Genomic DNA, 20,988 nt, shown 5'->3' with positions numbered 1-20,988 from the left:
AACTAAAAAAATTCCAGGTAGTACAGACTCAAGCGAACAGGCAGACTTATTTGCGGGCGAGCCAATGGAAATGAATATTGTTGAGATTGATGAGCCTCTTTCTTCACAAGCTGGTGGCCCTAAGGATCCGCATGACCCCAAAATTGTTGAGCTCAATGAAGATGATAAAGATAGCTTGACGCTGGCAGTCTACGCAGAGCGTGCTTATCTGGATTACGCAATCAGCGTAGTTAAGGGTCGTGCTTTACCAGATGTATCGGATGGTCAAAAACCAGTTCAACGCCGCATTCTGTTCTCGATGAGTGAGATGGGTTTACGTGCCGATGCTAAGCCGGTTAAAAGTGCTCGTGTGGTTGGTGATGTGCTGGGTAAATTCCATCCTCATGGTGATCAATCTGCTTATGATGCACTAGTTCGTCTTGCACAGAGCTTTTCATTGCGTTATCCGCTGATCGATGGTCAGGGTAACTTTGGCTCACGTGATGGTGATGGTGCAGCGGCAATGCGTTATACCGAAGCACGTTTAACCAAAATTGCTGGTCTCTTGTTAAGTGAGATTGACGAAGGCACGGTAGATTTTGCACCAAACTACGATGGATCGTTCCAAGAGCCTAAGTTATTGCCAGCACGCCTACCATTTGTTCTGTTAAATGGAGCATCTGGTATTGCCGTGGGTATGGCGACTGAGATTCCTTCGCATAATTTACGAGAAGTGGCTAGCGCAGCAATTGCTTTGATGAAGTCTCCTAAAATGACTACCGCAGAGCTATTGGAAATTCTGCCTGGCCCAGATTATCCGGGTGGCGGTCAAATCATCTCTTCCTCGGCAGAAATCGCCCAGATTTATGAAGCTGGCCGTGGTAGCGTCAAAGTACGTGCTCGCTGGTCCATCGAAGAATTGGCACGCGGTCAGTGGCAAATTGTGGTGAATGAATTGCCACCATCCACTTCATCGCAGCGCGTACTTCAAGAAATTGAAGAGATCACCAATCCAAAGGTCAAGGTTGGTAAAAAAACCTTAACCCCTGAGCAGAGCAATCTAAAGTCTACCATCTTGAATGTGCTCGATGGCGTGCGTGACGAGTCCAGTAAAGATGCTGCTGTTCGCTTAGTGTTTGAACCGAAGAGTAAGAATATTGATGTCAATGAATTCGCCAACTTATTGCTTGCCCATACCTCTCTAGAGTCGAATGCGCCAATGAACTTGGTGATGATAGGTGCGGATGGACGTCCACGTCAAAAGGGTCTTAAGGAGATTATTGCCGAGTGGATTTCTTTTAGGGTTGCTACTGTTACACGTCGTACTCAGCACCGCCTAGGTAAGGTGAATGACCGCATGCATATTTTGGAAGGGCGCTTAATTGTTCTTCTGAATATTGATAAGGTCATTAAGATCATTCGCAATAGTGATGATCCGAAGGCAGACCTCATTAAAGAATTTAAGCTTAGCGATCGTCAGGCAGAAGATATTCTGGATATCCGTTTGCGTCAATTGGCTCGCCTTGAGGGTATCAAGATTGAACAAGAGTTGAAAGAGCTGAAGTCTGAGCGTGATGATCTTGAGGGCTTGTTACAGAGCGATACTGTTCTCCGTAAACGTATCATCAAAGAAATCGAATCTGACATGAAGGATTTTGGTGATGATCGCCGTACCCTTATTCAGGAAGATAAGCGCGCTGTAGCAGAAACTAAGATTTTGGATGAGCCAGTAACAGTCATCGTGTCTCAAAAAGGTTGGGTACGTGTGCGCCAAGGACATGAGCATGATGCAACTCAGTTTGCTTTCAAGTCAGGTGATGCACTTTACGGAACATTTGAATGCCGGACGGTAGATGTGATGCAAGGTTTTGGCAGTGATGGCCGTGTCTATACCGTACCGGTGAGTGAGCTGCCGGGTGCTCGTGGCGATGGCTCGCCTTTGACCAGCTTCGTGAACTTAGCAGCGGGATCACAGATGGTGGCTTATTACGCTGGCCAATCTGATGACCTGGTGCTAATTTCAACTCGATCAGGTAATGGCTTCCTTGCCAATGTAGCGGATATGACTACTCGTAACAAGGCCGGAAAATCTTTTGTTGGAATTGATAATAAATTCCCAGGTGGCGATGCGCCTCTTGGCGCGGCTAAAGTTAAAGTTGGCATGAAGCAGGTCGCCTGCTTATCTGAAAGCTCTAAGTTATTGGTATTCCCCCTTGATGAACTCAAGCGCTTGCCAACTGGTGGTAAGGGTGTGATTCTGATGGGTCTTGATGACAAGGAGAAGTTGGCTTCTGCAATTGCCGTTGGTCCTGATGGCGCTACGTATTCTGGTGCTGGACGTGCAGGTAAGCCAACAGAGTTGAGTCTTGATGTAAAAACCTTGAAATCATTTGCTGGTAATCGCGCGCGTAAAGGCCATTTTGTAGAACCAAGACTCAAAGATGGAAAGCTCAAGGCAAACTAAGTAGCTAGGCTGGCTCGTTAGGGCTTAAAAAAACTCGCTCATTATTTGATCGGCTTTTTTATCTCCACCTATACCTTTTTTGGAATAGGCACGCCGTATTTGACAGAAATTACTTCAGCCAAAATTGATATGGCGATTTCAGGTGGTGTTAAAGCGCCGATAAATAGACCAACGGGTCCGTGGAGACGTTCTATCTGCTCTTGCGATAAATCAAATTCTAATAGGCGGGCTTTGCGTTTCTGAGTATTAATTCTGCTGCCGAGTGCGCCAACATAAAAAGCAGGGGACTTTAATGCTTCCATCAAAGCCATATCATCAAGCTTAGGATCATGGGTTAAAGCAACTACAGCTGTATGAGAGTCAATGCCAATATCTAGTAGTACATCATCTGGCATGCCCTTGATAAATTGAATCTGTTCGCGATTAATGCCTTCTACATACTCTTCACGAGGATCAATGATAGTCACCTCAAAGTCAGAAGCGAGAGCAAAGTCTGCCGTATAGAGTGATAGTTGCCCCGCACCAATAATCACCATGCGCCAGCGAGGACCGTAAGTGGTTTTCATTATCCGCTCGTCGCAAATAAATGGCTCGTTACGATTAGCATCCTCTAGGGTGGATTTGCCGGTTACAAGGTCAACTGTGCGAGAGGTAATTTGGTGATTAGAGATAGAGGCCAGAATAGCTTCAAGGATAGCTAATTCTGGTTTTGGTTCGACAAGCAAACGTAGCGTTCCACCACAAGGCAGACCAAAGCGAGCAGCCTCCCGTTGACTGACTCCATAGATCACCATCTCTGGCAAGTCTTTGGTCAAGATTTCAGTTTGAACTCGACGAATCAAGTCGTCTTCGACGCACCCACCAGATACTGACCCAGTAACCTGTCCATCAGCCCGAATAGCCAACCAAGAGCCGATTGGTCTTGGGGACGAGCCCCATGTTTGAACAACTGTGGCGATGGCAACAGGATGGCAAGACTTGAGCCAGTCGACGGCAACATTTAGAACGCTTAAATCAGTGCTGTTCATTTCTCGACTTTAATTTTATTTATTATTGTTAGCTAGTAATGTAATTATTATCACTCTAATGACAAGTTCTAGCTCACCCATTCAAGCCTTACAGTTACGCCTTGCCGTCCTCTTGCTGGCAGCGGGAGAGGGTAGTCGGCTGGGTAGACACCCCAAAGCCTTGCTTCGAAAGGACGGCCATACTCTGTTGCAGCGTTTTTCAAGTGCAATTCAAGGATTTGCCCTGACTGAATACATTGTAGTGACCGGCTTTCATGCTGAAGCCATTGAGTCGGAGATCGAGAAGTTGAATCTCTCCTTGGCTCATCCAATTAAAGTTATTAAAAATCCTGCCCCAGAAAGGGGTCACGCTTCATCAGTTCGTCTGGGCCTTGAGTCATTTAAAGGGGTATTTGATGTCTTACTGGTAGCGCTGTCAGATCAACCTGTAATAGGGGAAAAGGAAGTTCAGGAGCTGCTTGATGCATTCCTTAAGCTAAAGATTGGCGAGGAAATTATTCTCCCAATGGTGGAAGGTAAGCGCGGCAATCCTGTGGTCTTCTCACGCAAAGCCATATCAGAAGTCCTTGGAACTCCGGGAATGGTTTGTCGTGAATATATGGATCATCATCCCAGCCAAGTGAGGACTATGCTCACCAGCAATCAGGCATTTTTAATGGATGTCGACACACCGGAAGACATCCAACTACATAAATTAAGCCTTACTTAGTTTTTTAAATCTCGGCAATCAACTCGATTTCAACACAAGCACCCAAAGGGATTTGTGCGACACCAAATGCACTACGCGCATGTTTACCGGCATCGCCAAATACCTCAAAAAGTAATTCTGAACAGCCGTTAACAACTAAGTGTTGTTCAGTAAATTCAGGGGTGGAATTCACTAGACCCATGACCTTCACAATGCGCTTTACTTTATCTAGAGAGCCCAAGTGACTTTGTAAAGTGGAAATTAAATCAATCGCGATTGACTTAGCTGCTGCTTTGCCTGTCTCTGTATCCATATCTTGGCCAAGCTTGCCAACCCAGGGCTTGCCATTTTTCTTGGCAATATGGCCAGATAGAAAAACAGTGTTGCCGGAAGTGGCTGCCATCACATAAGCTGCGGCAGGAGGTCCGGGCGGCGGTAGATCAATGCCTAGAGTTTTCAGGCGATCGCTAATGTAATGTGTCATAGAGTTTTAGTGAGGAAAAATTAAGGAAATAAAGAGGATTGACGTAATTTTAATGGATTACTTTGATAGCTGACGCATGGCACTCTCAAGACCATTTAATGTCACAGGAAACATGCGGTCTTTCATTAGACCTTTCATGATGTCAATAGATTGACGATACTGCCAGACTGATTCTGGCTCTGGATTGAGCCAGGCAAAATGCGGGAAATGATCGATGAGTCGATTAATCCAAGCTGCACCAGTTTCTCGATTGTTATATTCTACCGATCCATTCGGACTTAGAATTTCATAGGGAGACATAGTGGCATCGCCAATGAAAATGAGTTTGTAGTCGGGACCATACTTATTGATGATGTCTTGAGTTGCGCTTACCTGGTCTCGTCTACGGCGATTGCTTTGCCAAAGATGTTCGTATACACAGTTATGAAAGTAGTAATACTCCAAGTGCTTAAATTCAGTTTTGACGGCGGTAAATAATTCAGAGATACGCTGAATATGATCGTCCATTGAGCCGCCAACATCCATTAACAATAGGACTTTGACCTGATTATGCCGTTCAGGGCGCATTTGTATATCAAGCATCCCTGCATTTGCGGCAGTTGAATGAATGGTCTTATCAAGGTCCAGCTCAAGATTGGAGCCTGCTCTAGCAAAGCGTCGTAAGCGACGTAATGCTAATTTGATATTGCGAGTTCCTATATACAGATCACTGTCGTAATCTTTAAATTCTCGTGCTTCCCAGACTTTAATGGCTGTACGATTGCCTGCGCTTTCACCACCAATACGAATACCTTCCGGGTGATAGCCGCTATGACCAAAAGGGGATGATCCTCCAGCACCAATCCATTTATTTCCACCGCCGTGCCACTCCTTTTGTTCCCTTATAAGCTCCTGAAGACGCTTTTGCAATGCCTCAGGACCACCTAACTTTTTGAGTGCCGCTTTTTCTTCTTCAGTTAATACACGCTGTAATTTTTTCTCAAGCCAATCCAAGGGGATATCGGGCACTAAGGCAATGATTTGCTCTACACCATTAAAGTAAGAGCCAAAGACCTGATCAAAGCGATCAAAATATTGCTCATCTTTGACTAAAGTCATGCGTGCAAGTTGATAAAACTCATTAATTGAAGGCTCAATAACGCCTTTCTTTAGGGCTTCTAGTAGGGTTAAAAATTCCCGAACTGAAACAGGTACCTTCGCCTCTTTGAGTTTGAGAAAAAAATGAATCAGCATAATTCAGCTATTGCGGTATGCGAATACTTGGCATCAACGGTGAACGCGATTCATCATTACTAAACGTTCAAATAGGTGTATATCTTGCTCATTTTTAAGAAGCGCCCCATGCAGCGGAGGAATCGTAATTTTGTCATCGCTGCTACACAGTGCCCCGGCTGGAATGTCTTCTGCCAGTAATAGTTTTAACCAGTCAATGAGTTCAGAAGTCGAAGGTTTCTTTTTGATGCCAGGTAATGATCGAATTTGGTAAAAACATTTAAGAGCTGCGTCAAGTAATTCGTGCTTAATATTGGGGTGATGGACATCAACAATGCTTTGCATAGTTACGGCATCTGGAAATGAGATGTAATGAAAGAAGCAGCGACGCAAAAATGCATCTGGTAATTCTTTTTCATTATTTGAGGTAATGATGACAAGAGGGCGGTGTTTGGCCTTAATCAACTCACGTGTTTCGTATACATAAAACTCCATACGATCAATCTCTCTCAGGAGATCATTCGGGAATTCAATATCTGCTTTATCAATCTCATCAATTAATAGAACAACAGGCTCATTCGCTTCAAATGCTTGCCAAAGAACTCCCTTAACAATGTAATTGCGTATGTCATTTACTTTTTTATCGCCAAGCTGAGAGTCCCTAAGGCGGCTGACGGCGTCATACTCATAAAGGCCTTGTTGAGCTTTGGTAGTTGACTTGATATGCCACTGCATTAGAGGCATATTTAAGGCTGCAGCAACTTCCTCAGCCAACATAGTTTTACCTGTGCCCGGTTCTCCCTTAATCAAAAGAGGGCGCTGAAGTTGAATCGCTGCATTTACTGCCAACTTTAAGTCATCTGTAGCCACATAGCTTTGTGAGCCATCGAAGCGGGATTTAGTCTTAGTCATTGTGATCGTCAATCATTTGTCTGTAAGTAGCGTTCAAGTATAGGTAAAAGGGTTGTTATTTACCGTGTTTTTACTAATTTCATGCTATGAAAAAAGAGTGTCTTTGTCGGTCTCCGCTATACTCTTCCCAAATTGATTCAAATCAAACTCGTTAATTATGATTTCTATGAAAAAACAACTCATTCTTTCCCAATTGACCCTCTGTGCTGGCTTGGCTTTTGCCGGATTTACAGCACATGCTCAAGATGTTAAAGGCTCCGCCCAAGCAGGACAGGGTAAAGTTTGGCTCTGTATTGGTTGCCATGCTATCCCTGACTACCGCGCTGACTATCCCTTGGTTTATAAGGTGCCCATGATCGGCGGTCAAAATGCTGCCTATATCGCTAGCTCCCTAGCAGCATACAAAAAAGGTGAAAGAAAGCATCCAACTATGCGTTCTATTGCAGGCAGCCTATCCGACCAGGACATGGCTGATCTAGGCGAGTACTATGCTGCGCAAACTGCCAGCTCACCAAACAACCCATTGAAGTGATATTAGAGGCACCTTTTATGAAATTCCCACTAATTACCCTCATTTTGTTATCCAGTATTGGTCTAGCTCAAGCAGCTAGCGCTGAAAAAGGTAAGGCCCTGGTTGAAAAGGCTAATTGCGCCTCATGCCATGGCGCCGGTCTAAACGCTCCAATCTTGCCAGCTTACCCAAAGTTAGCTGGTCAATATTCTGATTACCTCTTCTACGCCTTAAAAGCTTACAAAGTTGGCAATGGAAACCCTCAATACGGTCGTAATAATGCAGTCATGTCCTCCCAAGTTCAGGCTTTCACTGATGCCGATCTTGAAGATATGGCCTTGTACATCTCTAAATTACCCGGTAATTTTGTAATTAAGAAGTAATTCTGATATCGGCTGTAGATATGACAAAGGCTTAGGTTAACCACCTAAGCCTTTATTTTGTTGCCTCAAGACCTCTAGCGAGGTGTTTTCGCATGGCCAGCTCCGATGCCTGGGGATCTCTTTTAAGAATTGCCTGGAGTATCTCCCGGTGCTCAACAAGTGAACTTAATAGCCGTCCGCTTCTGGTGAGAGAATCACGTCTTTGGAGCTTGAGAACCTTACGCAGGTCTTCAATAACCCCGTTCATCCATTTATTCCCAGCAATCTCTTGTATTAGCTCATGGAATTTGACGTTTATTTCAAAGAATTGCCCAGTATCACGATCTGCAGCAGCTTTTTCTAAGCGGTGATGCAAATTATCTAGCTGTGTGAGTTGATCTTCTGTGGCATTTAATGCGGTTTCTTTTGCGGCCTGACCCTCCAGCAAAGAAAGAACAGTAAATATTTGCTCCAGATCGCGCCTATCCACTTCTGTTACGTAGGCGCCTTTATTCATTTTGGTAGTTACTAGGCCCTCTGAGGCCAGAACCTTGATGGCCTCTCTCATAGGTGTTCGGCTAATTCCGAAGGCTGCAGCTAGATTTTGCTCATCTAGCCAGCTCCCTGGGGCTAGTTCATGGGCGAAGATCTGCTCGCGTAGTCTCTCGGCCACATCCTCATATAAGGGTCTATTAATTAGTTTTGTATTCATAATTATGTATACAGTATCTAGACAAATTCAAAAATGTCAAGCAAAATAGCCCTACAAACATAGCAACAATGCAATAAAGCCAACCAGGAGTGCTTTATGAGTACAGGTGATAAAAAGTCCATATCCAATATATCCAATGCTTGGCCAAATGTGCCGGATAGTGATTTAGAAGCATGGAAAAAATCAGCACAAAAGTCAGCTCCAAGTGGTGATGTTGATAAATTGGGTTGGCAAACTCCAGATGGCATTCATCTCAAAGCCTTATATACAGCAGAAGATATTGAAGGACTTCAGTACACGCATTCTTTACCGGGTTTTGAGCCATTTGTCCGCGGACCCCAGGCAACGATGTACTCGGTACGTCCTTGGACTATTCGTCAGTACGCCGGTTTTTCAACTGCAGAAGAATCCAATGCCTTCTATCGAAAGGCTTTGGATGCAGGTGGCCAGGGTGTTTCAGTAGCATTCGACTTGGCAACCCATCGTGGCTATGACTCTGATCATCCACGTGTGACTGGTGACGTTGGTAAAGCAGGCGTTGCGATTGACTCTGTAGAAGATATGAAGATATTGTTCGATGGCATCCCATTGGACAAAGTTTCTGTTTCAATGACGATGAATGGGGCAGTTTTACCAGTATTAGCTGGTTACATCGTTGCGGGTGAAGAGCAGGGCGTAAAGCAGGAATTATTGTCAGGAACAATTCAGAACGATATTCTGAAAGAGTTCATGGTGCGCAATACTTACATCTATCCACCAGAGCCCTCCATGCGCATCATCGGTGACATTATTGAATACACCGCTAAGAACATGCCTAAATTTAACTCGATCTCCATTTCGGGTTATCACATGCAAGAGGCTGGTGCAAACCAAGTCCTCGAATTGGCATTTACATTAGCCGACGGTAAAGAGTACGTAAAAACTGCACTGGCTAAAGGTCTCGATGTCGATGGCTTTGCTGGTCGCCTTTCCTTCTTCTTTGCAATCGGAATGAACTTTTACTTAGAGGTTGCCAAGCTTCGCGCCGCTCGTCTTTTGTGGTGGCGCATTATGAAGTCCTTTGAGCCAAAGAACCCAAAGTCACTCATGTTGCGAACACATTGCCAAACTTCAGGCTGGTCCTTGACTGAGCAGGATCCTTATAACAACGTTGTGCGAACAACGGTTGAGGCCATGGCTGCTGTATTTGGGGGTACGCAATCCTTGCATACAAATTCTTTTGATGAAGCGATTGCTTTGCCATCTGAGTTCTCTAGCCGTATTGCGCGTAATACTCAATTAATTCTTCAAGAAGAGACCCATATCACTAGTGTGATAGATCCATGGGCTGGTTCCTACATGATGGAGAACCTTACTCAGGAGATGGCCGATAAAGCTTGGGAAATTATTCAAGAAGTGGATGCAATGGGCGGCATGACCAAGGCAGTAGAAAGCGGTTGGGCTAAGCTCAAGATTGAGGCTGCCGCAGCTGAGAAGCAAGCCAAAATTGACTCCGGTACTGATGTCATTGTTGGTGTAAATAAATATAAGCTTGGCAAAGAAGACTTGGTTGATGTCTTGATGATCGATAACGATAAGGTTCGTGAAAGCCAAGTTGCACGATTAAAAGATATTAAGGCAAGGCGCGACTCTAAAAAAGTTGAGGCTACATTAGAGGCATTAACCAAAGCTGCAGATGAAAACACCGGCAATTTGTTGGAACTTGCTGTTCAGGCGATTCGTTTGCGCGCTACAGTTGGTGAGGTTTCAGATGCATTGGAAAAGGTTTACGGGCGCCATCGCGCCGATACTCAAAAGGTGACTGGTGTGTATGCAGCTGCTTATGACTCAGCAGAAGGCTGGGAAAAATTGAAAGTAGAAATTTCTGATTTTGCTAAAGACTTTGGCCGTCGTCCACGTGTAATGATTGCGAAGCTTGGTCAGGACGGACATGATCGCGGTGCTAAAGTAGTTGCAACCGCTTTTGCTGACTTGGGTTTTGATGTAGACATTGGACCTTTGTTCCAGACACCTGAAGAGTGCGCTCGTCAGGCGATTGAGAATGACGTCCATGCCCTTGGTATTTCTACATTAGCTGCAGGTCACAAGACTTTAGTGCCAGCCATTATTGCTGAACTTAAAAAACAGGGCGCTGACGACATTATCGTTTTCGTAGGCGGCGTGATTCCGAGACAAGATTACGATTTCTTATACGAGGCAGGTGTGAAGGGTATTTATGGCCCTGGTACTCCGATCCCAGCTTCTGCAAAGGATGTACTTGAGCAGATTCGCAAATCTGCAAAGCCTGAGTAATTCAAGGTCGAATACACAGCATGCTTAATGCAGTTGACCTAGCTTTAGTGAATGACCTCATTGGTGCGCCCTCATCGGCGCAGCGTCGGGCCTTGGCCAAGGTCATTACTTTGCTTGAGTCCACGCGCATGGACCACCGTCAACGTGCTGATGAGGTTCTGAACACTTTATTACCAAAGACGGGTAAGTCATTTCGCTTAGGTATCTCCGGTGTGCCTGGTGTTGGCAAGTCGACTCTGATTGAGGCTTTAGGCTTATATCTCATTGAAAAAGGCCATCGTGTTGCAGTTTTGGCAATTGATCCTTCCTCCAGTCTATCCGGCGGATCTATTCTGGGTGACAAGACTCGTATGGAGAGGTTATCGGTTTTAGATAATGCGTTTATTCGACCTAGTCCTTCATCTGGAACTTTAGGTGGTGTTGCTGAGAAAACTCGGGAAGCTATGTTGGTTTCTGAAGCCGCTGGATTTGATGTTGTGATTGTTGAAACAGTTGGGGTTGGTCAAAGCGAAATTGCAGTTGCTGGTATGACTGATATGTTCCTGCTATTGCAATTGCCAAATGCGGGCGATGATCTTCAGGCAATTAAAAAAGGTGTCATGGAGATTGCTGACTTAATTGTGATCAATAAGCTAGATATTGATCCCGATGCTGCAATGCGCGCACAATTATTTATTACAAGTTCTTTGCGCCTGCTCGGCTTCCAAGGAAATCCCGATCATGCTTCGCATAATCAAGAATATTGGCATCCTACTGTGATGACCTTAAGTGCATTAGAGGGTAAGGGTATTCCTGAGCTATGGGAAAAAATCCTGCATTTTCAGAACTTACAAAACCATAACGGTCAGTTGCAGGCTAGGCGCAAGCAACAATCAGGTGCTTGGATGTGGGATCGAATTGACGCAGGTCTAAAAAATGCTTTTCAAAATAATCCAGCAGTACAAGCACTTTTACCTAGTTTAAGTAGCCAGGTGAATCAAGGCACCATGGCCCCATCTGTTGCTGCGAGACGTATGCTCGAAGCCATGGGACACGAATTTTTCTAAGGAGCAGTTATGAAGGAAATCATTCAGCAACTTGAAGCAAAGCGTGAACTAGCCAGATTAGGTGGCGGGCAAAAACGCATTGCTGCTCAACATTCCAAAGGAAAATTAACTGCACGCGAGCGTATTGAGCTTTTATTGGATGCGGGAACTTTTGAAGAATGGGATATGTTTGTTGAGCATCGTTGCTTCGACTTTGGTATGGCTGATCAAACCGTTCCAGGAGATGGGGTTGTTACCGGTTATGGCATGATTAATGGTCGCTTAGTTTTCGTTTTCTCACAAGACTTTACCGTTTTAGGCGGATCACTTTCAGAGGCGCATGCTGAGAAGATTTGCAAAATTATGGATCAGGCTCTTAAAGTAGGTGCGCCTGTAATTGGTCTAAATGACTCTGGTGGTGCACGTATTCAAGAGGGTGTTGCATCTTTGGGTGGCTATGCTGAAATTTTCCAGCGAAATGTGACAGCTTCTGGCGTGATTCCGCAAATCTCTTTAATCATGGGCCCATCAGCTGGTGGCGCCGTGTATTCTCCAGCATTAACCGACTTCATCTTTATGGTGAAAGATAGTTCATATATGTTTGTGACGGGTCCAGAGGTGGTAAAGACTGTGACGCATGAAGATGTGACTGCTGAAGAATTAGGTGGTGCAGTTACTCACTCAACTATTTCTGGCGTTTGCGACTTGGCTTTTGATAATGATGTTGACGCCATTATGATGCTCCGTCGATTCTTTAATTATCTCCCGCTATCTAATCGCGAGAAGCCTCCGATGATTAATGGTGCCCAACGTACGGAGGAACCAGATTTCTCGCTGGATACCTTGGTACCAAGCAATCCCAATCAACCTTACGATATGAAAGAGTTAATTGAGAAGATTGTGGATGATGGCGAATTTTTTGAGCTCCAGCCTGATTATGCAAAAAATATTTTGATTGGTTTTGCTCGCATGGAAGGGCGTTCAATTGGTATTGTTGCTAACCAACCTTTAGTCTTAGCTGGTTGCTTGGATATCAAAGCATCTGTTAAAGCCGCACGTTTTGTGCGTTTTTGCGATGCTTTTAATATTCCAGTTGTCACATTAGTTGATGTGCCTGGATTTATGCCGGGTACATCACAGGAATACGGCGGCATTATTAAGCATGGCGCAAAGTTACTCTATGCCTATGCTGATTGCACTGTGCCTAAAGTGACTCTGATTACACGTAAAGCCTATGGTGGTGCTTACGACGTGATGGCCTCAAAACATTTACGTGGCGATGTGAACTTTGCATGGCCATCTGCTGAAATTGCAGTAATGGGTCCAAAGGGTGCTGTTGAGATTATTTTCCGTGAAGAAAAGTCCGATCCAACAAAAATTGCAGCACGTGAGGCCGAGTACAAGTCCAAGTTTGCAAACCCATTTGTTGCTGGTCGTCGCGGCTACATTGATGACGTGATCCTGCCCCATGAAACTCGCAAGCGGATCTCACGTTCTTTGGCGATGCTTAAAGATAAAGAACTGACAAACCCACCGCGTAAACACGGCAATATTCCTCTTTAAGGCGCCGATAAATCATGACTACGAAAATGTTCAAGAAAATTTTGATTGCTAACCGCGGTGAGATCGCCTGTCGCGTGATGAAAACCGCTAAGAAGATGGGCATTAAGACTGTTGCTGTCTATTCTGAAGCTGATAAAGAGGCGCGTCACGTGCAGATGGCTGATGAAGCGGTTTGTATCGGGCCTGCTCCCTCACGTGAATCCTATTTAGTGATGGATCGTATTATTCAGGCCTGTAAGGATACCGGCGCTGAAGCAGTCCATCCAGGCTATGGCTTCTTATCTGAGAATGAGCAATTTGCGCGTCGCTGCGAAGAGGAAGGTATTGTTTTTATTGGCCCTAAGCACCAGTCTATTGCGGCAATGGGCGACAAGATTGCTTCTAAAAAGTTAGCCTTAGAGGCCAAGGTAAACACAATCCCTGGGTTTAATGAGGCAATTGATAAAGCAGAAGATGCTGTCAAGATTGCTCAAAATATTGGCTATCCAGTCATGATCAAGGCATCTGCAGGTGGTGGTGGTAAGGGCTTGCGCGTTGCTTTTAATGACAAAGAGGCCTTTGAAGGATTTACAGCCTGCCGTACTGAGGCTTTAAATAGCTTTGGCGATGATCGCGTCTTCATTGAAAAGTTCGTTGAAGGTCCTCGTCACATTGAGATTCAGGTGCTAGGTGATTCACATGGCAATGTGGTGTATTTGGGTGAGCGCGATTGCTCTATTCAAAGACGTCATCAAAAAGTGATTGAAGAAGCGCCATCCCCGTTCATTGATCCTGTAACGCGTAAGGCGATGGGCGAGCAAGCTGTTGCGTTAGCAAAAGCGGTGGACTATCAATCTGCCGGTACTGTAGAGTTTGTGGTCGGTAAGGATAAATCTTTTTACTTCCTTGAAATGAATACCCGCCTACAAGTAGAGCATCCAGTTACCGAGGGTATCACTGGCTTAGATTTGGTCGAGCAGATGATTCGTGTGGCTGCCGGTGAGCAGTTAGCATTTAAGCAAGAAGATATTAAGCTCGACGGTTGGTCGATGGAGTGTCGAATTAATGCGGATGATCCATTCCGCAACTTCTTACCATCCACGGGACGCTTAGTGAAATATCGTCCACCAGAAGAGTTTGATGGCGTGCGTGTAGATACGGGCGTTTATGAAGGTGGTGAGATTCCGATGTACTACGACTCTATGATCGCCAAGCTCATTGTGCATGGCAAGGATCGTACTGAGGCAATTGAAAAGATGCGTGCCGCACTGAATGATTTTGTTATTCGTGGTATTCATTCGAATATTCCTTTTCAGGCAGCTCTCTTACAGCATCCACGCTTTGTATCTGGTGATTTCACTACCGGTTTTATTGCTGAGGAATACCCAGACGGCTTCAAAAAAGATTCTGTACAACCGGCAGATCCAAATCGTTTGGCAGCTTTGGCAGCTTTTATGCGTTATCGCTACCTTGAGCATATTCAGATGATTGACGGTCAGTTGGCTGGTCATGAGATGACTATTGGGAAGAAATTCGTGGTGGTTACCGGATCACGCGTTGGATCTAATGAAGAGATCATAGAGATCCCTGTGCGAGTCGATGTTAAAGAGGGTGTTTATGCTGTTTACATTGAAGATGTGGATGGCGATACTCCTTACAACATCGTCAGCAGCTGGCGTCCAGGTCAACTTTGTTTGCATGCAACCATTAATGGCGTACACAAGGTTACCGTACAAGTAGAGCGTAGGGGCATTAAATTGGCTCTCGTCTTAGATGGCGCCCATTATGAGTGTATGGTACTAAGTCCATTGGGTGCCGAGCTACAGCGCCGCATGCTGGTTAAGGTTCCGCCAGATACTTCCAAGTTGGTGATGTCTCCAATGCCTGGTCTGTTGACCAATATTTCTGTCAAAGTAGGTGAAGCGGTGACAGCTGGTCAGAAATTAGCTGCGATTGAAGCAATGAAGATGGAAAATACATTAGTTGCCGCTCAAGATGGGATAGTTGCTGAAATTTACGCTAATGTGGGCGAAAGTCTGGCTGTTGATCAATTAATCATTCGCTTCGAATAACAGGGTGAACATGAGTAAACCATTTAAAATTTTAGGTATTCAGCAAATTGCTATTGGCGGGGAAGATAAAGATCGCCTCCGAAAACTTTGGGTTGACTTGTTGGGATTTGAATTCAAAAGTACTTTTGTGTCTGAGCGTGAAAACGTTGTCGAAGATATTTGCGCCATTGGCAAGGGTGCCCATGAGATTGAGGTTGATCTCATGCAGCCCTTTGATATTGAAAAGAAGCCAGCCGTTCATCAAACCCCACTTAATCACATTGGTTTGTGGGTGGATGATCTTCCGAAGGCGGTTGAATGGCTGTCTGCCCAAGGACTTCGCTTTGCTCCAGGCGGTATACGTAATGGCGCAGGTGGTCATGACATTACGTTTGTCCATCCCAAAGGCAATGAAGATTTTCCTCTGTGCGGTGAAGGCGTATTGATTGAGCTTGTCCAGGCGCCACCAGATATCATTGCAAGTCTGAGTTCATAAGATCTAGAGAGTTTAAATTGACCTGTATATTGGCCATCGACACCTCATCGGCTTGGTGTTCGGTGGCTTTATCTTTAAATGATGCCGCGCCCTTATTTCGACACCAAAAAGTGTCGATGGGTGCCAGTCAACTTTTGTTACCTTGGGTTAAGGAGTTGCTATCCGAAGCCTCTACGGAGCTTTCATCACTCGATGCCATTGCGATTGGCATTGGTCCTGGAGCATTTACTGGGGTACGCCTTGGTGTTGCTGCAGCTCAAGGTCTAGCAACTGCTGCTAAGTTACCTGTGCTTCCCGTGGTCAGTCTGGATGCTATTGCTTGTCAGCTGACACAAACCCATATGTTTCTCTCCTCAAGGGCTCAGTCTTTTGTTATTGCTGTGGATGCTCGTATGGGTGAGGCCTACTGGGCCAGTTATGAAGTGACGGTAAATCAATTACCTCAGCGACAGGGTGATATACATTTGACGGCTCCAGAGGATATACAGCTCTCCAATATTGACTTTCTTGCGGGTAATGCGATTGCAGAGTTTGGTGATCGCGTATTTGCCAGCATCTCTCAGCCATTTGTCGCAACTCATATCGACTCAACTATTGGGATAGATACCTTGGGCATTCTGACTTGCGCACAGGATATGTGGAGTAAAGGTTTACAGCAGGACATCCATTTACTTGAGCCACTCTATATTCGTAATAAGGTGGCTCTGACCTCTTCTGAACGAATTCAACAAAATGGTTGATGAGATCAGTTCTATTGGACCTAATACTGAAGGTGTTTCAGAGCTTTCATTCTTGCCAATGACGACCACTGATTTAGATTCCGTTTTAGCCATTGAATCTGTCTCGCATATTCATCCTTGGACTAAGGGCAATTTCTCGGATTCTCTATCTGCTGGACATTGGGCTTATTGCGTCCGACCGCAACTAGTAAATGCAGTAAAAGGTAGCTATTTAGATCCAGATATCCTATGGGCTTATTGCATTTTATTTCCCGCGGTGGATGAGTTGCATCTACTAAACATCACTGTTTCTCCAAAATTACGCCGTTTAGGTATTGGTTTAAAAATGATGAATGCCATTGAGGGTGTGGCCGCACAACAAAAAATGCCTCGAATTGTTCTAGAAGTTCGTCCCAGTAATGAATCTGCTTTGGGGCTCTATCAAAATCTTGGGTACGAGCAGATTGGGGTGCGAAAGAACTACTACCCAATTGATTCCACTAATGGTCTACGTGAAGATGCTCTAGTTTTATCTAAATCGATTAAGCTTGAGGTATGAACATGAGCACAAACTCCACCTTTCTTAAAGAGATGGGCATTACCGAGTGGACTTCCCGCGATCTTGTGCAAGAAAAATCTGAACCAATAGCCTCTGTTGAGGCCTCGGAATCGACTATTAGCGAAGAAACACACGCGAAAATTTCTTTTGGAATATGGTGGTTTTTTGGTAGTAAACCTGAGGGTGCTGCTGATGTACTTTTTCAGAACATTATTAGGGTTCTTGGACTATCCCCACAAGAGTGGTCTTGGAAGAATCCAATGGAAAAATTTAATCCCGAGCAATTGCCTCAGGATGGAAGCCCAATAGTAGCTCTGGCCTTTGGTGGAGCTGCCGCGCAAAAGTTGTCTGGTGAGCGTGATGCTCTTTCAGATTTGCGTGAAACTGTTTTAGTAATCAATGCAAACGGAGCTGAGGATCTACCCCTCATTGCTACTTTTGAATTAAATCAGTTGGTATCTAGGCCAAAAGACAAGGCTCTATTTTGGCAAGATGTACAACTTGCTAAATCAGTATTGCAGAATATCTAAGTTTGAGCTTAATGCTTGTGCTCACCAATTAAATGCATTGAGTCATATTCAGCTTGATTTTCTGCATGGCGTTTCATAACAAACCACATGATGATGCTAACGGCTACGCCAAAGCCAATAATCACTACTTGAATTGGTGCATCTAACCAAATCAATCCAGAGTAAATTAGCAGCATCATCAATACAGAAATATTCTCATTAAAGTTTTGTACCGCAATAGAGTGGCCAGCCGACATCAACACATGCCCACGATGCTGAAGTAGTGCGTTCATGGGAACTACGAAATAACCAGCTAACCAGCCCACTAATATTAGTAGGAAGTACGCTGGCAGCAAATTCAGTGAAAGCTCAAACTTACCCACTGTCAAGACGGTAATATTGGGCAGCATATCTGAGTTATAAATGGCCATGACACAGACTACCAAGCCCATGGCAATGCCGTATGGCAGAACCTTAAGAGAACTTTTGAGGGGAATTCGCCAAGCAGCCCATACGGCTCCACCTGCAACTCCAAATGCTGAGATTGCCTGAAGAATAGCTCCTTGCGACAAGGTCATGTGCAATGAAACCTGAGCCCACTTGATTACAATAAATTGCAATGTGGCGCCTGCACCCCAAAATAAGGTGGTAACTGCCAAAGAGATCTGCCCAAGACGGTCGGCCCAAAGAGTCTTAAAGCAAATAGAAAAATCTTTTATCAATTCAATTGGATTGGTTTTTTGTGATTCATAGCGTGCCCCAGTATCTGGAATGCGCAAATTAATAAGAGCTGCTAGCACATAAATCATCATGATGATCATAATTGCAGACTCGGCAGCGGTATCAATGCTGGTATCTAGAACGGGCATATCAAGGCCAAGGAGACTCTCGGAGACTGATTTGCTGATCAGAACGCCACCAAGAACGGTTCCCATGATGATTGAGCCCACTGTAAGACCTTCAATCCAGCCATTAGCCTGAACCAGCTTTTCGGGTGGAAGAAGTTCAGTCAGAATGCCATATTTGGCAGGGGAGTAGGCCGCAGCCCCCAGACCAACAATTGCGTAAGCCAACAAAGGATGGCTACCAAACAGCATGACCACGCAGCCAATAAACTTAATCGTATTGGTAATGAACATGACATTGCCCTTAGGGCGGGAGTCTGCAAATGCACCAACAAAGGCTGCCAACAATACATAAGAGAGTACAAAGAATAATTTGAGTAAAGGAGTCATCCAGGCCGGAGCACTGAGCTGGACCAATAGAGCTATTGCTGCGATTAGCAATGCGTTATCAGCGAGCGACGAAAAAAATTGCGCCGCCATAATGATGTAAAAACTACGGTTCATTCGTACAATCTAGTCATATAGCAATTAAAACATGAAAGGAGGGTGTAAATGAGCTTGCCAGTTAATCGCTTTGTTAATAGACCAATTTTGGCAACTATACACACAGATGCCTTTCGACATAATTTAGGGCGAATTCGAGAGCTTGCTCCTCAATCCAAGATTTGGTCGGTTATCAAGGCCAAAGCCTATGGCCACAGTCTTGAGGCCGCATTTCAGGGTCTGGAGTCTACAGATGGCTTTGCCTTATTAGATATTGCGGATGCGCAATGGTTGAGAGACCATGACTGGGCTGGCCGTATATTGTTACTAGAGGGTATTTTTAGCCTGGCAGAGCTTGAATTTGCAATAAAGCTACATTGTGACTTGGTTGTCCATAACGAACAGCAGGTCTCCTGGCTTGAGACCTTTAAAAACCACTCAGGTAATCCGGTTAATATTTTTTTGAAACTCAATTCTGGCATGAATCGTCTTGGTTTTAGGCCTGAACAATATCGTACCGCTTTTCATAGGCTGCATTCTGCTGGTTATCATTTGCATCACATGACCCACTTTGCCAACGCCGATCAAGTAGACGGCTTACCATCGGTAGGTGAGCAAATGGAGTGTTTTGAGAAAGCCATTGAAGGACTTCAAGCCCCATCATCCTTGGCTAACTCAGCAGCAATCCTCTGGCATCGGAATGCCTTAGGGGATTGGGTTCGCCCTGGAATTATGTTGTATGGGGTCTCACCAACTGGTGTCCATGCTGATATTGTTCGATCTGAGCTTCAAGCTGTTATGCATTTGCGCAGTGAAATCATCGATATTCAAGAATTAAAGAAGGGGGATCACGTAGGTTACGGTGGTTGCTACGAAGCTCCAGAAGATATGCGTATTGGCGTTATTGCATGTGGATATGCAGATGGCTATCCACGACACGCTGAGGATGGAACGCCGGTTTGGGTGGATGCTGCTGACGCCAAAGGTGAAGGTGTGATCTGCCCCACTGTTGGCCGTGTGTCAATGGACATGTTGACAGTGGATTTGCGTGAAGCGCCCAATGCCAAGGTTGGGGCTACAGTTGAGCTTTGGGGTAATGAAGTTCCCGTTGATGATGTGGCTCAAATGAGTGGAACAATCGGATATGAGCTCATTTGTGCCTTAGCGCAGAGGGTACCTGTACTTATCAAGTAAAAAGGTTTTACTCGATAACTTTGGAAGTTTTTACTTATTCCAGATTTGCCACCAGGGACGCTCTTTTTTAATGCGTTGGCCAGTTAGAAGCATTTGGCTTTCTGGGAAATTAAGCTGAAACACGCGGGCCGCATCATTACTGAGGTCAGTCATGCCTAGCTTTTCATAGGATTTTGTAAGAATAAAGAGCGCTTCCTCAACTGCTGGGGCACGATCATAATCGCGAATCACTAGTTGCGCCCTATTGGCAGATGCTAAATAAGCACCACGTTGATAGTAAAAGCGAGCAACTATGACATCTGCCTCAGCAAGGGAATTCACGATGTAGCGCATACGATCTAAAGAGTCGGGGGCATACTTGCTATCGGGGAATCGCTCAACAACCACTTTGAATGACTCAAAGGCTTCTTTGGCGGCTTTTGGGTCACGCTCGCTCAGATCTTGACCAGTGAATTTTCCAAGCCAACCCAAATCATCATTAAAGCTAATTAGACCCTTAAGGTAATAGCCGTAATCTAAATTAGGACTACCTTGGTGAAGTTTAATAAAGCGATCGATAGCTATTTGAGCTTGAGCCGTCTCTTGAGCCTTCCAGTAGCAGTAAGCTGCATTAATTTGCGCTTGCTGTGAGTAGGGCCCAAAAGGAAAGCGGCCTTCTAGTTTTTCAAAGTATTTGCCGCACTTTGCATAATCAGCATCATTTAATTTTTCTGTTGCCTCGGAGTACAGCTTTGTTTCGGACCAAAGATCTGTATCGTCTTTTGTGCCATCCGACCCTGCGCAACCACTAAGTATTAGGCAGACGGCGCTAGCTCCAAGCAATAGTGAAACCAGGGATTTTCGAGAAGATGCCCCAATAGTGACAGCAAGCCTTAAACTGGCGTCTGTAATAACGTCCGACATAACTAAAAGGCTCTTTAA

The 20,988-nt window shown here is 44.9% G+C and carries 20 protein-coding genes; 13 read left to right on the top strand and 7 right to left on the bottom strand.

Features of this window, described 5'->3' with window-relative positions:
• Positions 1 to 70: 70 nt before the first annotated feature.
• On the top strand, positions 71 to 2,443 hold the full coding sequence (gene parC / locus ICN43_RS07360) for a DNA topoisomerase IV subunit A (RefSeq protein ID WP_255533524.1): 2,373 nt from the start codon (positions 71 to 73) through the stop codon (positions 2,441 to 2,443).
• 68 nt (positions 2,444 to 2,511) lie between these two features.
• Here the strand turns inward: parC and ICN43_RS07355 are convergent, their stop codons facing one another.
• Positions 2,512 to 3,471 (bottom strand): XdhC family protein, encoded by a 960-nt coding sequence (locus tag ICN43_RS07355; protein ID WP_216198248.1) that lies wholly within the window; start codon positions 3,469 to 3,471, stop codon positions 2,512 to 2,514.
• Between the two features lie 58 nt (positions 3,472 to 3,529).
• Between ICN43_RS07355 and ICN43_RS07350 the strand changes: the two genes are divergently transcribed.
• The gene (locus ICN43_RS07350) at positions 3,530 to 4,180 is read left to right on the top strand and encodes an NTP transferase domain-containing protein (RefSeq protein WP_216198242.1); all 651 of its coding nucleotides are present in this window, start codon (positions 3,530 to 3,532) and stop codon (positions 4,178 to 4,180) included.
• A 4-nt stretch (positions 4,181 to 4,184) separates the two neighbouring features.
• Here the strand turns inward: ICN43_RS07350 and ICN43_RS07345 are convergent, their stop codons facing one another.
• From ICN43_RS07345 to ICN43_RS07335, 3 genes are read right to left on the bottom strand one after another with little or no spacing between them, the layout of a single operon-like run.
• Positions 4,185 to 4,643, bottom strand: coding sequence for a RidA family protein (locus tag ICN43_RS07345; RefSeq protein WP_216198239.1), 459 nt, complete (start codon positions 4,641 to 4,643; stop codon positions 4,185 to 4,187).
• A 57-nt stretch (positions 4,644 to 4,700) separates the two neighbouring features.
• Positions 4,701 to 5,876 carry a VWA domain-containing protein gene (locus ICN43_RS07340; protein ID WP_216198236.1) on the bottom strand — a complete coding sequence of 392 codons (1,176 nt, stop codon included), beginning with the start codon at positions 5,874 to 5,876 and terminating at the stop codon, positions 4,701 to 4,703.
• Positions 5,877 to 5,909: 33 nt separating this feature from the next.
• Entirely contained in the window at positions 5,910 to 6,767 is an 858-nt protein-coding gene (locus ICN43_RS07335; RefSeq protein WP_216198235.1) for a MoxR family ATPase, read from the bottom strand.
• Between the two features lie 166 nt (positions 6,768 to 6,933).
• Here ICN43_RS07335 and ICN43_RS07330 point away from each other — a divergent pair, with 166 nt between their 5' ends.
• Both ICN43_RS07330 and ICN43_RS07325 read left to right on the top strand, forming a co-directional pair.
• Complete coding sequence (locus ICN43_RS07330) at positions 6,934 to 7,299, top strand: cytochrome c (protein WP_216198233.1); 366 nt, start codon at positions 6,934 to 6,936, stop codon at positions 7,297 to 7,299.
• A gap of 17 nt (positions 7,300 to 7,316) precedes the next feature.
• Complete coding sequence (locus ICN43_RS07325) at positions 7,317 to 7,661, top strand: cytochrome c (RefSeq protein ID WP_216198230.1); 345 nt, start codon at positions 7,317 to 7,319, stop codon at positions 7,659 to 7,661.
• Between the two features lie 52 nt (positions 7,662 to 7,713).
• Here ICN43_RS07325 and ICN43_RS07320 read toward each other — a convergent pair whose 3' ends face one another.
• Positions 7,714 to 8,352 (bottom strand): GntR family transcriptional regulator, encoded by a 639-nt coding sequence (locus ICN43_RS07320; RefSeq protein ID WP_216198229.1) that lies wholly within the window; start codon positions 8,350 to 8,352, stop codon positions 7,714 to 7,716.
• Between the two features lie 96 nt (positions 8,353 to 8,448).
• Between ICN43_RS07320 and scpA the strand changes: the two genes are divergently transcribed.
• The 8 genes from scpA to ICN43_RS07280 are packed head-to-tail and all read left to right on the top strand — an operon-like array spanning position 8,449 to position 17,566.
• Positions 8,449 to 10,644, top strand: coding sequence for a methylmalonyl-CoA mutase (scpA, locus tag ICN43_RS07315; protein ID WP_216859733.1), 2,196 nt, complete (start codon positions 8,449 to 8,451; stop codon positions 10,642 to 10,644).
• A gap of 20 nt (positions 10,645 to 10,664) precedes the next feature.
• Positions 10,665 to 11,690 (top strand): methylmalonyl Co-A mutase-associated GTPase MeaB, encoded by a 1,026-nt coding sequence (gene meaB / locus ICN43_RS07310; protein WP_216198226.1) that lies wholly within the window; start codon positions 10,665 to 10,667, stop codon positions 11,688 to 11,690.
• A gap of 9 nt (positions 11,691 to 11,699) precedes the next feature.
• A complete protein-coding gene (locus tag ICN43_RS07305) occupies positions 11,700 to 13,232 on the top strand; it encodes an acyl-CoA carboxylase subunit beta (protein ID WP_216198224.1) in 1,533 nt (510 codons plus the stop codon).
• 26 nt (positions 13,233 to 13,258) lie between these two features.
• A complete protein-coding gene (gene accC / locus ICN43_RS07300; RefSeq protein WP_216199988.1) occupies positions 13,259 to 15,283 on the top strand; it encodes an acetyl-CoA carboxylase biotin carboxylase subunit in 2,025 nt (674 codons plus the stop codon).
• 10 nt (positions 15,284 to 15,293) lie between these two features.
• Positions 15,294 to 15,758 (top strand): VOC family protein, encoded by a 465-nt coding sequence (locus ICN43_RS07295; RefSeq protein WP_216198222.1) that lies wholly within the window; start codon positions 15,294 to 15,296, stop codon positions 15,756 to 15,758.
• A gap of 17 nt (positions 15,759 to 15,775) precedes the next feature.
• A complete protein-coding gene (gene tsaB / locus ICN43_RS07290) occupies positions 15,776 to 16,498 on the top strand; it encodes a tRNA (adenosine(37)-N6)-threonylcarbamoyltransferase complex dimerization subunit type 1 TsaB (RefSeq protein ID WP_255533461.1) in 723 nt (240 codons plus the stop codon).
• Positions 16,491 to 17,036: a GNAT family N-acetyltransferase gene (locus ICN43_RS07285; RefSeq protein ID WP_216859732.1), complete on the top strand. Its 546-nt coding sequence runs from the start codon at positions 16,491 to 16,493 to the stop codon at positions 17,034 to 17,036. Before tsaB ends, ICN43_RS07285 begins: the two co-directional genes overlap by 8 nt.
• A gap of 2 nt (positions 17,037 to 17,038) precedes the next feature.
• Positions 17,039 to 17,566 carry a DNA polymerase III subunit psi gene (locus ICN43_RS07280; RefSeq protein WP_216198220.1) on the top strand — a complete coding sequence of 176 codons (528 nt, stop codon included), beginning with the start codon at positions 17,039 to 17,041 and terminating at the stop codon, positions 17,564 to 17,566.
• Between the two features lie 8 nt (positions 17,567 to 17,574).
• On the opposite strand, the gene lplT is transcribed toward ICN43_RS07280, so the two are convergent.
• Positions 17,575 to 18,894, bottom strand: coding sequence for a lysophospholipid transporter LplT (gene lplT / locus ICN43_RS07275; RefSeq protein ID WP_216198218.1), 1,320 nt, complete (start codon positions 18,892 to 18,894; stop codon positions 17,575 to 17,577).
• Positions 18,895 to 18,942: 48 nt separating this feature from the next.
• Between lplT and alr the strand changes: the two genes are divergently transcribed.
• Positions 18,943 to 20,067: an alanine racemase gene (alr, locus tag ICN43_RS07270; protein ID WP_216198217.1), complete on the top strand. Its 1,125-nt coding sequence runs from the start codon at positions 18,943 to 18,945 to the stop codon at positions 20,065 to 20,067.
• 30 nt (positions 20,068 to 20,097) lie between these two features.
• On the opposite strand, the gene ICN43_RS07265 is transcribed toward alr, so the two are convergent.
• On the bottom strand, positions 20,098 to 20,970 hold the full coding sequence (locus tag ICN43_RS07265) for an outer membrane protein assembly factor BamD (RefSeq protein ID WP_216198215.1): 873 nt from the start codon (positions 20,968 to 20,970) through the stop codon (positions 20,098 to 20,100).
• Between the last annotated feature and the right edge of the window lie 18 nt (positions 20,971 to 20,988).

This window comes from Polynucleobacter sp. UK-Mo-2m-Kol15 (genome assembly GCF_018881505.1).
Taxonomy (GTDB): domain Bacteria; phylum Pseudomonadota; class Gammaproteobacteria; order Burkholderiales; family Burkholderiaceae; genus Polynucleobacter.
Note: the sequence above shows the minus strand (reverse complement) of the source record. Positions and strands in the feature narration are given on the sequence as shown.